This is a genomic window from Ruminococcoides intestinale (assembly GCF_040095935.1).
GTDB lineage: Bacteria > Bacillota > Clostridia > Oscillospirales > Acutalibacteraceae > Ruminococcoides > Ruminococcoides intestinale.
In genome coordinates, this window is the sequence record NZ_JBBMFQ010000006.1 from 21,202 (window position 1) to 34,144 (window position 12,943).

At 42.8% G+C, this 12,943-nt stretch carries 8 protein-coding genes and 3 tRNA genes; 7 read left to right on the top strand and 4 right to left on the bottom strand.

What is annotated here, in order from left to right; translation table 11 throughout:
- The first annotated feature begins 41 nt into the window (after nt 1-41).
- From WMO31_RS09345 to WMO31_RS09375, 7 genes are all read left to right on the top strand, one after another.
- Nucleotides 42-308, top strand: coding sequence for a hypothetical protein (locus tag WMO31_RS09345; RefSeq protein WP_015522578.1), 267 nt, complete (start codon nt 42-44; stop codon nt 306-308).
- A gap of 210 nt (nt 309-518) precedes the next feature.
- Nucleotides 519-815, top strand: a complete 297-nt coding sequence (locus WMO31_RS09350) for a DUF1292 domain-containing protein (RefSeq protein ID WP_015522579.1) — start codon at nt 519-521, stop codon at nt 813-815.
- A 92-nt stretch (nt 816-907) separates the two neighbouring features.
- Complete coding sequence (locus WMO31_RS09355; RefSeq protein ID WP_117970392.1) at nt 908-1,330, top strand: DUF5658 family protein; 423 nt, start codon at nt 908-910, stop codon at nt 1,328-1,330.
- Between the two features lie 41 nt (nt 1,331-1,371).
- The gene (locus WMO31_RS09360) at nt 1,372-3,285 is read left to right on the top strand and encodes an ABC-F family ATP-binding cassette domain-containing protein (protein ID WP_367999591.1); all 1,914 of its coding nucleotides are present in this window, start codon (nt 1,372-1,374) and stop codon (nt 3,283-3,285) included.
- Nucleotides 3,286-3,461: 176 nt separating this feature from the next.
- Nucleotides 3,462-3,538 (top strand) — tRNA-Arg (locus tag WMO31_RS09365).
- 621 nt (nt 3,539-4,159) lie between these two features.
- A tRNA-Thr gene (locus WMO31_RS09370) sits at nt 4,160-4,235 on the top strand.
- A gap of 51 nt (nt 4,236-4,286) precedes the next feature.
- Nucleotides 4,287-4,371: transfer RNA gene (locus tag WMO31_RS09375), tRNA-Tyr, on the top strand.
- A 550-nt stretch (nt 4,372-4,921) separates the two neighbouring features.
- On the opposite strand, the gene WMO31_RS09380 is transcribed toward WMO31_RS09375, so the two are convergent.
- The 4 genes from WMO31_RS09380 to gltB form a co-directional block, all read right to left on the bottom strand.
- Entirely contained in the window at nt 4,922-5,095 is a 174-nt protein-coding gene (locus WMO31_RS09380) for a hypothetical protein (RefSeq protein WP_303688994.1), read from the bottom strand.
- Nucleotides 5,096-5,403: 308 nt separating this feature from the next.
- Nucleotides 5,404-6,573: a 23S rRNA (uracil(1939)-C(5))-methyltransferase RlmD gene (gene rlmD, locus WMO31_RS09385; protein ID WP_367999592.1), complete on the bottom strand. Its 1,170-nt coding sequence runs from the start codon at nt 6,571-6,573 to the stop codon at nt 5,404-5,406.
- A 183-nt stretch (nt 6,574-6,756) separates the two neighbouring features.
- The gene (locus WMO31_RS09390; RefSeq protein ID WP_015522626.1) at nt 6,757-8,241 is read right to left on the bottom strand and encodes a glutamate synthase subunit beta; all 1,485 of its coding nucleotides are present in this window, start codon (nt 8,239-8,241) and stop codon (nt 6,757-6,759) included.
- A gap of 13 nt (nt 8,242-8,254) precedes the next feature.
- Nucleotides 8,255-12,796 (bottom strand): glutamate synthase large subunit, encoded by a 4,542-nt coding sequence (gene gltB / locus WMO31_RS09395; RefSeq protein ID WP_117970499.1) that lies wholly within the window; start codon nt 12,794-12,796, stop codon nt 8,255-8,257.
- Between the last annotated feature and the right edge of the window lie 147 nt (nt 12,797-12,943).

Here is a 12,943-nt window from a genome sequence, read left to right on the forward strand (position 1 = left end):
CAAAACTTTATATTTTTAAAGAATTGAATGGAGGAAATTTTATGACACCAATTCTTAGCTTACACAATGTTGATGTAACCAAATTCCTCGCCGTGCTCGATACCTGCGAGGGCAATGTATATCTCGTTACAAGCGAAGGCGACAGACTCAATCTCCGCAGCAAGCTTTGCCAGCTTGTCGGTCTTACAAGACTTATCGAAGGCGGCAGGATTGCAGAAGCAAGTATTATTTGCGAAAACAAGAACGACGAGAGCAAGCTTTTCAGACTTAATATGTTCGGCGACACAGGTAACGCCAAAGTAGGTTAATTCTGAAAACACTGACTTAAATATCTACGGTTTTCACGTTAATTTCAAAACTTCTAAACCCAAGGACAGCTGCGAGAGGTCGCAGCTGTTTTTGGCTTTTACCTTTTAAATGTAAAATATCAATAAAGTGTTGATTTTGCCGATGTTTTGGGTTATACTAAGCTTAATTTATTTTATGAGGCGTTAAACGCATTCGGAAAGGAATACGCTATGGCAGATACAAAAAACGAGCTTATTAACGAAGAAGATCAGGGTATGCTCATCACTCTTGAGGATGAAAACGGTCAGGAAGTTGAATTTGAATTTCTTGATGTAATCGAGTTTGAGGGTACAGAGTACATTGTTCTCATCGAAAATGACGAAGATGCAGACGAGGTTGTTATTCTTCAGATTAATCAGATTGACGAAGAAACAGAGGAATATGTCAGCATTGACGATGAAGATACTCTTAACAAGGTATTTGAGCTTTTCAAAAAGAAATATGAGGGCGACATTAACTTTGAATAATTCGTTTCAAATTGAGCTTCCGAGGGGAGGCTCTTTTCTTTTGTGTGAATATAACATTCTCAGCGGGAAAAAATACCGTTGAGGTGTTGTGTATGACAGAAAAAACCGGACTTGAAAAAACTGTTGTGTTTAATTTGAAATCGGCAAATGAATCTGATGTCAATAATATCGTCAATGAAAAAGGTCATGAGAGCCGTTCGTTTTATTACAAACTCGGCTTACTCTATTTTCTCAATATTGTTGACTGGATTTGTACAGAGGCGCTCATCGGCAGCGGACATTTTGTTGAGGCAAATCCCGTTATGCAGCCTGTGCTTGAAAACTTTTGGCTGACATTGTTAATCAAGGGAATTTTGCCGCTTGTGCTTGTTCTGGGTTGTGCATTGATTTATAAGCTTGCCGAAATCGGCAGGAGCAAAACGGCTGAAATGCTTTTAACGGTCGGAATTGTGTCTTATGCCCTTGTAAACCTATGGCATATTTTCAATTTTGTATTGCTCTTTTGTCGATTTTAATGTACAATAGTGGGTAGCGAATTTGAAAGGGAGTGTATGTTTTGCCGGCATTATCAGTAAGAAATCTTACAATGACTTTTATCGAAAGAAACCTTTTTACCGATGTTTCGTTTGATGTTGAAGAAAGAGATAAGGTGGGTTTTATCGGAGCTAACGGAGTCGGTAAAACAACTCTCTTTAAGATACTCAACGGCGAAATCAGCCCTGTTTCGGGAACTGTTACCTTTTCAAAAAATGTCCGTCCGGGATATATGGAACAGCATGCCTGCAACAATCCGAGGGCAGATGTGTATCACGAGCTGCTTTCCGTATTCGACCGTCTTTCGGATATGGAAACCGAAATTTCCGCACTTGCACATCAGATTGACAACAAGTCGGGAAATCTTGACGAGCTTGTTGAGAGGCAGACCATGCTTATTGAACAGTTTGAAAGAGCAGGCGGTTTGACCTATAAAAGCAGAACCCGTTCCGCACTTTTGGGACTCGGATTTTCCGAAAATGACTTTACAATGCCTGTCGGCAATTTAAGCGGCGGTCAGCGTTCAAAGCTCTGCCTTGCAAAGCTGTTGCTGTCGCAGAGCAATATGCTCCTCCTTGACGAGCCGACAAACCACCTTGACATTGACGCAATCTCATGGCTTGAAGGCTTTTTGAGAGATTTCAAGGGTGCAATGATTATCATCAGCCATGACCGTTATTTTCTTGATAATGTAACCAACAAGACGATTGAACTTGAACACAACCGTGCTATGGTTTATAAGGGCTCATATTCTGAATTTGTCAAGAAAAAGGAATCGGTGAACGAGTCGCTTAAAAATAAATATGAACACGATTTAAAGGAAATAAAGCGTATTGAGGGCATTGTTGAACAGCAGAAACGCTGGGGACAGGCTCACAATTTTATCACAGCCGCAAGTAAGCAGAAAGAGGCTGACAGAATCAAAGACGGGCTTGTTGCCCCCGAAAGCGAGCTTGAAACAATGCGTATGCATTTTGAGCCGAGATGTGAAAGTGGCAACGATGTTTTAATCTGTAAAAACCTTGCCAAGTCGTTTGACAACAAACAGCTTTTCAAAAATGTTGATATACATATCAGAAAAGGCGAGAGAGTGTTCATCATCGGCGGCAACGGTTGCGGTAAAACAACTCTGTTCAGAATTTTAACGGGCAAAACTCCTATGAACTGCGGTGAATATGACTACGGCGCAAATGTTGAAATCGGTTATTTTGATCAGATGCAGCAAAATCTTGACCTGTCAAAAACCGCACTTGATGAGGTGTGGGACACCTTCCCGAATATGACGCAGACCGAAGTCAGAAGTGCGCTTGCGTCATTCCTGTTCAAAGGTGACGAAGTGTTTAAACCGCTTTCAAAAATGAGCGGCGGCGAGAGGGCGAGAGTTTCTCTCTTGAAACTAATGCTAAAGGGCAGTAACTTTTTGCTCCTCGATGAGCCGACAAACCACCTTGACGCATCGTCACGGGAAGAACTTGAAAAAACTTTGCTTGACTACAGCGGTACAATGCTGATTGTCAGCCATGACCGTTATTTTATAAATAAAATTGCAGATAGAATTTTACTCCTTACAAATAACGGAGTAAAGGAATATCTCGGTAATTACGATTATTATCTTGAACGCACAACAGCCGAAAAATCGGGTGCTGTTCCGACTGAGAATAAGAAAGATAAAAAAGAAAAAACGCAGAATGATTACTTTTTGCAAAAGCAAAAGCAGAGTGAAGAACGCAAAAGACAGACTAAGCTTAAAAAGGCAGAGGCTGAAATTGAGCGACTTGACGAAGAAATCGCCAAAACACAGGAGCTTCTCTCAGGTGAGGAAGTTGCCGCAGATTACGAAAAACTTATGGAGCTTTCAAAACTGCTCGAGGATTTGCAAAAACAGCAGGAGGAGCAGTACGAAATCTGGGAGGAACTCGAAAGTATGGCAGAATGACTTACAGTCTGGATGAGCGACAAATTTCCCTTGCTTAAAGTAAAAAATTGTTGTATAATAACCGCATAATATAAGCTAAAGACTGTTGCACAGCAGTTTTTGCAGTTGATTTTCAGATGAAAGATTATGCGAATTAAAAATGAAAAACGGCAGGCAAAATACCCTGCCGCATATATCTGCCCGTGGCGCAATTGGATAACGCAACGGATTCCGATTCCGGAGAATGGGGGTTCAAATCCCTTCGGGCAGGCCAAAAAAGGACACCCTACGGGGTGTCCTTTTTTGGTCTGTTTAGAATCCGAAGGGATTTGAAGCCGACCGTAAAGAAAATGCCCCTGTGGGGCATTTTTAGGGAGGAGCGTTTATGGAGGCATAGCTATGCACAGGACGCAACAAGCGAGGCGGAAAGTTTAGGTCTGTACAAAGTACTTCGGGCAGAAGTAGTGATAAGATGAAAGTGTGACACCCTACGGGGGCGTGCTTTTTTCAGCTAAATTCACGCAAGCGTGAGCTAAATTTGCTACGCAAGCTAAATTATCCTGTAGATAGCTAAATTGTCCTGACGGACAGCTAAAAGTGAATTTAATTTAGCTGTAAACCGAAAGGTTTGCAATTTAGCAACAGAGCGACAAAAAATTCATAGGATATTTTGTTGAAAAATACAATGAAAAATTTTTTTGCAAAAACCCTTGACGAATAGGATTGAGGATGATATAATAGTCAAGCTGACTCATTCGAGGACATCTTCAAAAAATGAAAATGCTTCAAAAAAATTAAAAAAATTTAAAAAAAGTGTTGACAAATGATGAAGAATGTGATATATTATATAAGCACTCGAAATTAAAGAGTGAATGCAAGAGCGAAAGCTAAATTCGCTGGTGTAGCTCAGTTGGTAGAGCAGCTGATTTGTAATCAGCAGGTCGGGGGTTCAAGTCCGTCCACCAGCTCCATTGAAGCCTACTGTTTAGGCAGTAGGCTTTGATTTTTGAAAAACTTGATAGGGGAGAATTCCCGAGTGGCCAAAGGGGGCAGACTGTAAATCTGTTGCGTTTCGCTTCGATGGTTCGAATCCATCTTCTCCCACCAAGCTTAAAAAACGCCTTAAACATTGAAGTTTAGGGCGTTTTTCTTTTGCGTTCAGCAGAGATAAAACCCATCTGAAAATCTGTTTGTCTAACAGTTGTCTATCAGAAAGCTAACTAAGCAGGCTCAATGTCAATAAATAGGGGTACCCCGATAAAAACAGAGCCACTGCATCTAATTCGAATTGTTTTGTGCTGTTTAGATACCTAACATTAGCGGATATGTTTCCGCAAGATACAGCCAAGCATTTGCAGCAGTTGTGCGTATAATTTAAACTGCTGCAAAAGTCAGTAAACAAGCCGTTTTTTAAGCCGTTCGCTTATTTCCTTGACATCAATACTACCGTCTCAATGTGGCACGGTTGTTCAACGAAAAACATACTCAACCCCTATTGTACAAGGAAATGGTGGAACGCACCTTTTCCCTTAAAATCTAGTGGTTCGAGCCTGTGACAACCTTGAATTGTCCTATAATTTGTATAGGCAGACAGGGTAAAGCTCTGTTCCTTAAACTTCATTTTTCATGTCATTCCTACAAACTGGAAGTTGTATCATCATTTATCTTTTTTTGAAAAAAGAAGACTGCCAGATATACCAAAAGATATACCCAGACATATTCCGATTCCAATTCCAGCCATGCTATTTAAGACATTTATAAAAACAACGCTCCAAAGTATTGCTGCGATTATTCCGATAGTGACTCCTATAATTATCCTTTTGTTGTTCATCAGCTTTATCCTCCATAAATTCAGATTTATCTAATTTCTATTAACATCTATTTCACTGTTCATGAACCCCTCAAAACGGTCGAATTGCAGGATTGCCTGTCAGCTTTTTGTTCTATAAAATTCTCTCCAAACACCCTGACATCTAATCCACTCACTCAATTTGCATTATCTAATCCGAGGCTACAACCTGAACGAAATTTTGCGTTGGATATGTTTCCGTAAGATATAGTCGAGTGCTTTTGGTAGTTAAATGTACAATTTTAGATTTAGAAAAAGTCAGCAAACAAGCCGAATTTTATATTGCTTAATTATTTTCTTGACATCAAGACTACGGTTTCGATGTGTGCGGTGTGGGGGAACATATCTACGGGTTGGATTTTTTGGGCTTTGTAGGGGCTGTTTTGGGTTAGGTAGGCTAAATCTCTTGCCAATGTTTCGGGGTTGCAGGAAACATAGACAACCTTTTTCGGAGACATTTTGATTAGTGAGTCGAGAAATTTTCGGTCACTTCCGGCTCTTGGCGGATCCATGAACACAACATCGGGCTTTTCGTCCTCGTCTGCAGCTTCTCTCATGAACTCGCCCGCATCGGCTTTGTAGAAACGGATATTTTTCAGATTATTTGCTCTTGCGTTTACGATTGCATCCCTCACGGCATCGCCGTTAAGTTCTGCACCGATAACATTGCCTGCGCCGTTTTTGGCGGCAATTATGCCGATTGTGCCGATTCCGCAGTAGGTGTCAAGCACGGTTTCGTTGCCTTTGAGATTAGCAAATTCAATTGCTTTGCCGTACAAAACTTCGGTTTGAACGGGGTTAATTTGGTAAAAGCTTTTCGGCGAAATTCTGAACCTGCAACCGCAGAGAATATCCTCAATATAACCCTTACCGTACAGCACTTTCTGATGGTCACCGAGTACAAGGTTGGTGCGGTAGGGGTTTATATTTTGCACAATGGTTGTGATTTCGGGAAACTGTTTCAGAATCGCTTTTACAAAATTGTTTTTTGACGGAAAAACAGGTGTACCTGTCACAAGCACAAGCATAATCTGATTTGTCGCAAAGCCTCTTTTCACAAGAATGTGACGGAGAAAACCTTTGCCTGTGTCCTCGTTATAGGTTGTCATTCTGAAAGAGGGGAGGAGCTTGCGTACTGCAACGATGATTTTGTCGGCAATAACATCCTCTGTCTGACAGCTGTCAATTCCGACAACATGATGACTGCCAGACTGATACACACCCGAAATGATTTTGCCCTTTTTGTCCGTATAAAAAGCCGCCTGAACCTTGTTGCGGTAGTGGTAGGGAGTTTTCATTCCGATAATTTTTTCAACGGTGCAAAAGCGTTTGAGAAGTTTTTCAACTTTCCTCTGCTTGAATTCAAGCTGTTCGGGATATGACAGATTTTGCAGTTGACAACCGCCGCATTTTTTGTAAACGGGACAGCTTTGTTTATTGGTTTCAGGTCTGTTACTCATAATATTTCCTCACATTTTATTGCATTGTATATATCCTTTATTTTATCATCAATCATATTGATATGCAACAGAAACAAACCCTAAATGACAAAGAAAAACGCAGGAGGGAAATCCGCTCCTGCGCTTTCTGATTATTAACCGGTATATCGAAAAAATGAGGATTATCAGGTTATTTGCAATCAATTAAAGATTTGTGTATCCCATAAGGCTTTCGTCAACCTCTTTGGCAACATCTCTGCCCTCACGAATCGCCCAGACAACAAGTGACTGTCCTCTGTGCATATCGCCTGTAACAAATACATTTTCAACATTTGTCTTGTGTGAGCCTTCTGCCGTTGCAACATTGGTTCTTGCGTTTGTTTCAACACCGAATGCCTTGGTTACATAGTTTTCACTGCCGAGGAATCCCGCCGCAATGAGTACGAGTTCAACATCAACCTTGTATTCTGAGCCTTCAACCTCTTTCATCATAAGTCTGCCTGTTTTAGCATCCTTTTCGGGTTTAAGCTTAACAAGCTCCGCACCTACAAGATTACCGTTCTTGTCAGCAATGAACTGCTTAACGGTTGTCTGATAAACTCGTGGATCGTGACCGTAAACTTCAATAGCCTCTTCCTGACCATAGTCTGTTTTGCAGACTCTCGGCCATTGCGGCCATGGGTTATCGGCGCTTCTTGTGTCAGGAAGTTTAGGCATCATTTCAAGCTGGAGAACGGATTTTGCACCGTGTCTGATGCTTGTGCCGACGCAGTCGTTACCTGTGTCGCCGCCGCCGATTACCATTACATTCTTGCCCTTTGCGCTGATGAATGTACCCTCTCTGAGGTTGCAGTCAAGAAGTGACTTCGTTGTTGATTTGAGGAAGTCAACGGCAAAGTGAATGCCGTTAGCCTCTCTGCCGGGAACTTTGATATCTCTCGGATTTGATGCACCGCAAGCAAGGATTACACGGTCAAAGTCCTTGAGAATTTCGCTTGCTTTGATGTCTTTGCCGACATTTGAGCAGGTTTCAAAGGTTACGCCTTCTTCTTCCATAATGTTAATCTTGCGTTCGATAACATCTTTTTCAAGCTTCATATTCGGAATGCCGTACATAAGCAGACCGCCTACTCTGTCATTGCGTTCAAATACCGTTACAGAGTGACCGCGCTGATTGAGCTGGTCGGCAGCGGCAAGTCCAGATGGACCCGAACCGATGATTGCAATTTTCTTGCCTGTTCTTACCTTTGGAATTCTTGCGTCTGCAAGACCTTCTTCATAGGCATTTTCAATGATTCCGTATTCGTTGGCTCTTACGCTGACAGCGTCACCGTTTGCACCGCAGGTGCATGCCTTTTCACAGAGAGCGGGACATACACGGGATGTGAATTCGGGGAAGTTGTTTGTAACTTTAAGACGGTTGTAAGCCTGTTCCCAGTTGCCCTTGTAGATGAGGTCATTCCATTCGGGAATGAGGTTGTTAAGCGGACAGCCTGAGAATGCAGAACCAATCTGCATTCCTGCCTGACAGAAAGGCACGCCGCAGTCCATGCATCTTGCACCCTGTTTTTGCTGATCCTCTTTGCTGAGGGGATCGTGAAATTCGTCAAAATTTTTGATTCTTTCTTTTACGGAGTATGCCGGGGCATCCTCACGCTTATATTCCATAAATCCTGTTGGCTTTCCCATAAATATCCCCTCCTTATTTATTATTCACAATTTCGTAGAAAGCTTCAATCTGTGCCTGCTCGTTTGTAAGACCTTTTTCTTCATAAGCGGCAATTGCAGCCATCATTCTCTTGTAGTCGTGCGGAATAATCTTCTTGAATTTTGGAAGATACTCGTCAAAGTTATCAAGGATTTTCTTGCCTCTCTGTGAACCTGTTGCTGCAACATGTTCTTCAATAAGTGTCTTGAGTTCGATTATATCGTACTTTTCGGATACTTCCGAGAAGTGAACCATTTCCTTGTTAAGCTTTGTGTAAAGATCTCTTTCTTCATCAAGAACATAGGCAACACCGCCGGACATACCTGCGGCAAAGTTTTTGCCTGTTTTGCCGATAACAACAACCCGACCGCCTGTCATATATTCACAACCGTGGTCGCCGACACCCTCAACAACTGCTGTTGCGCCTGAGTTTCTTACGCAGAAACGCTCGCCTGCAACACCGTTGATGAATGCCTTGCCGCTTGTTGCACCGTAAAGTGCAACATTACCGATGATGATGTTGTTACCTGCGTCAAATGTTGAGTTCTTCGGAGGATAAACTACCAGCTTACCGCCTGAAAGTCCCTTGCCGAAGTAGTCGTTTGAGTCGCCCACAAGTTCAAGTGTGAGTCCCTTTGGAATGAATGCGCCAAAGCTCTGACCGCCCGAACCGTTGCAGACTACTGTAAATGTATCGTCATCAAGGTTGTTGTAATGCTTTCTTGTAACCTCAGAACCAAAGATTGTACCGAATGAACGGTCAGTGTTCTTAACATTGACTTCAACCTTTTTCTTTGTGCCTTTTGCAAGAACCTTTGCAAATTCTTTGCAGAGGATTCTCTCGTCAAGTGTTGATTCAAGCTTGAAATCATAAAGGCTCTTTTTGTTGTATTCAACCTTTTCCGAAACAAAGTTTGTATCAAGAATGTTAGAAAGGTCAACCTCGGCAGCCTGTCCTGTGATGCCTTCTTTTCTCTTGATGAGGTCAATTCTTCCGACAAGCTCATCAACGGTTTTTACACCGAGCTTTGACATATATTCACGAAGTTCGCTTGCTACAAACTTCATAAAGTTTATTACATATTCGGGCTTGCCGCAGAATCTTTTTCTGAGCTCGGGGTTCTGTGTGGCAACACCGAACGGGCAGGTATCAAGGTTACATACTCTCATCATTGCACAACCGAGAGTTACAAGCGGAGCAGTTGCAAAACCGAATTCCTCTGCACCGAGCATTGCGGCAATTGCAACATCACGGCCGTTCATAAGCTTACCGTCGGTTTCAATAACGACCTTGTTACGAAGGTCATTCATAATGAGTGTCTGATGAGCCTCGGCAAGACCGAGTTCCCACGGCAGACCTGCATTGTAGATTGAGTTTCTCGGAGCAGCGCCTGTACCGCCGTCATAACCTGAAATAAGGATTACGCCTGCACCTGCTTTTGCAACGCCTGCGGCAACCGTACCTACACCGCATTCCGAAACGAGCTTAACAGAGATTCTTGCATCTTTGTTAGAATTCTTGAGGTCGTAGATAAGCTGTGCAAGGTCCTCGATTGAGTAAATGTCGTGGTGCGGTGGGGGAGAGATGAGCGATACACCCGGTGTTGAATGACGGGTTTTTGCAATCCAGGGATAAACCTTTTTGCCCGGAAGATGTCCGCCTTCGCCAGGCTTTGCACCCTGAGCCATTTTAATCTGAATTTCGTTTGCAGATGTGAGGTATCTTGATGTAACACCGAAACGACCTGACGCAACCTGCTTGATTGCAGAACATCTGTCAACCTTCTGTCCTTTTGTGAGAAGTCGTTCAAGGCTTTCGCCGCCCTCACCGGAGTTTGACTTGCCGTGAAGCTGATTCATTGCAATCGCAAGTGTTTCGTGAGCCTCCTGTGAGATTGAACCATAGGACATAGCGCCTGTCTTGAAACGCTTTACGATTGAATCAACGCTTTCAACCTCATCAAGCGGAACAGGAGTTTCTGCAAAGTTGAAGTCGAAAAGACCTCTGATATTTACAGGATCCATTTCTTCGGAAATCATATGAGAATACTTTTTGTAAAGCTCATAATCGCCTGTTCTTGTTGCCTGCTGGAGCATATATATAGTCTGCGGATTGTAGAGGTGTTCCTCTTTGCCGCTTCTGAACTTGTGTGAACCACGGGATTCAAGCTCATCGCTTACACCGAGGTCAAGCGGATCAAATGCCGCTGTGTGAAGTTTGTCAACATTCTTTTCGATATCCTTGATTGTGATACCGCCGATTCTGCTGACTGTGCCTGTGAAGTATTCGTCAATAACATCCTTGCCGATACCGATAGCCTCAAAAATCTGTGAGCCCTGATATGACTGGATTGTTGAAATACCCATTTTTGACGCAATCTTTACGATGCCGTGGAGAACTGCGCTGTTGTAATCGTCAACTGCTGCGTAGTAGTCCTTGTCAAGAAGGTCATCACCGATGAGCTCGTGAATTGTTTCCTGAGCAAGATACGGGTTGATTGCACTTGCACCGTAACCGAGAAGTGTTGCAAAATGATGAACTTCTCTCGGCTCACCGCTTTCAAGTATCATTGCAAGTGAAGTTCTCTTCTTTGTTGCAACAAGGTGCTGATGAAGAGCGGATACTGCAAGAAGTGACGGAATTGCAAGATGGTTTTCGTCAACTCCTCTGTCGGAGAGGATAAGAATATTTGCACCGTCATTGTAAGCCTTGTCAGCTTCAATGAAAAGTCGCTTAACAGCCTTTGAAAGTCTTGTGTTCTTGTAGTAGAGAATCGGGATAACAGCAACCTTAAAGCCCGGAATGTGCATATTCTTGATTTTGAGAATATCGGTTGATGTAAGAATCGGGTTGTGAATCTTCATAACCTTGCAGTTTTCGGGACGCTCCTCAAGGATATTGCCGTCCTCGCCGATATAAATTGTTGTTGATGTTACAACTTCCTCACGGATTGCGTCAATCGGCGGGTTTGTAACCTGTGCAAAGAGCTGTTTGAAGTAGTTGAAAAGCGGCTGCGGTTCTTTTGAAAGAACTGCAAGCGGACTGTCTGTACCCATTGCGGCAATTGACTCTGTGCCGTTCTTTGCCATAGGAAGGATTGATGTCATAACATCTTCGTAGGTATATCCGAAAGCCTTCTGGAGTTTTTGTCTTTCTTTATATGAATGCTCCTCAACCTTCATATTAGGAATTTTGAGGTCTTTAAGACAAACAAGATTACTGTCGAGCCATTCACCGTAAGGCTGTTTTGATGCATAATACTCTTTGAGTTCATCGTCATCAATGAGTCTGCCCTGAACCGTATCGACAAGGAGCATTTTGCCCGGGCGAAGTCTTTCCTTTGTAACAATCTTTGCGGGATCAATAGGAAGTGCGCCGACTTCCGATGAAAGAATGAGGTTGCCGTCATCCGTGATGTAATATCTTGACGGACGCAGACCGTTACGGTCAAGAACCGCACCCATAATGTCGCCGTCAGAGAAAAGGATTGACGCAGGACCGTCCCACGGCTCCATCATTGTTGCATAATACTGATAGAAGTCCTTTTTCTTCTGGCTCATTGTGCCGTTATTATCCCACGGCTCCGGAATTGTAATCATAACGGCAAGAGGAAGCTCCATGCCGCTCATTACGAGAAATTCAAGTGTGTTATCAAGCATTGCAGAGTCTGAACCCTCTGTGTTTACAACAGGGATAACCTTGTCAAGGTCGCCCTTGAGATGCTCCGAACGCATTGTTTCCTCACGGGCAAGCATCTTGTCAGCGTTGCCTCTGATTGTGTTGATTTCACCGTTGTGAACAATCATTCTGTTAGGATGAGCTCTCTGCCAGCTTGGATTTGTGTTGGTTGAAAAACGGGAGTGAACCATAGCGATTGCAGACTCGTAATCTTCGTCCTGAAGATCAAGGAAGAAGTTACGGAGATCGCCGACAAGGAACATACCTTTATATACAATAGTTCTGCTTGAAAGTGAAACTACATATGTGTCTTCATTACTCTGTTCAAAAACTCTTCTTGCAACATAGAGCTTTCTGTCGAACGGGAGACCTCTTTTTACACCGTGAGGTCTTTTGATAAAGCACTGCATGATTGCAGGCATACATTCAACAGCTCTGTGACCGAGGACCTCGGGCTTTGAAGGAACATTTCTCCAACCGAGAACTGTAAGACCTTCTTTTTCTGCAATGATTTCAAACATCTTCTTTGCCTGATTTCTTGCAAGCTCATTCTGAGGGAAGAAGAACATACCTACAGCGTAATCTCTTTCGGAACCGAGCTTAATGCCGATTTCAGCAGCTGCCTTCTTAAAAAATTTGTGTGAAATCTGGAGAAGAATACCAACGCCGTCACCTGTTTTGCCTTCGGCATCCTTACCTGCTCTGTGTTCGAGAGTTTCAACAATTGTCAGAGCGTTTGCCACGGTGTCGTGTGACTTGATACCCTTAATATTAACAACAGCTCCGATACCGCAGTTATCATGTTCAAACTTCGGAGAATACAGAGTCTTGTTGTTCTCTCTGACTGTCTGTTCCATTAATGATCACCCTTTCCTGTTAATCACAAAAATTATTCAGCGGACTTTTTATATACATATATATGTAAAAGGAAGTTTGCTTTCGTAAACTTATCGGTTCAAAGTGGCAATTAATGTTCTGCCGGTTAATAATCAATCATATATATG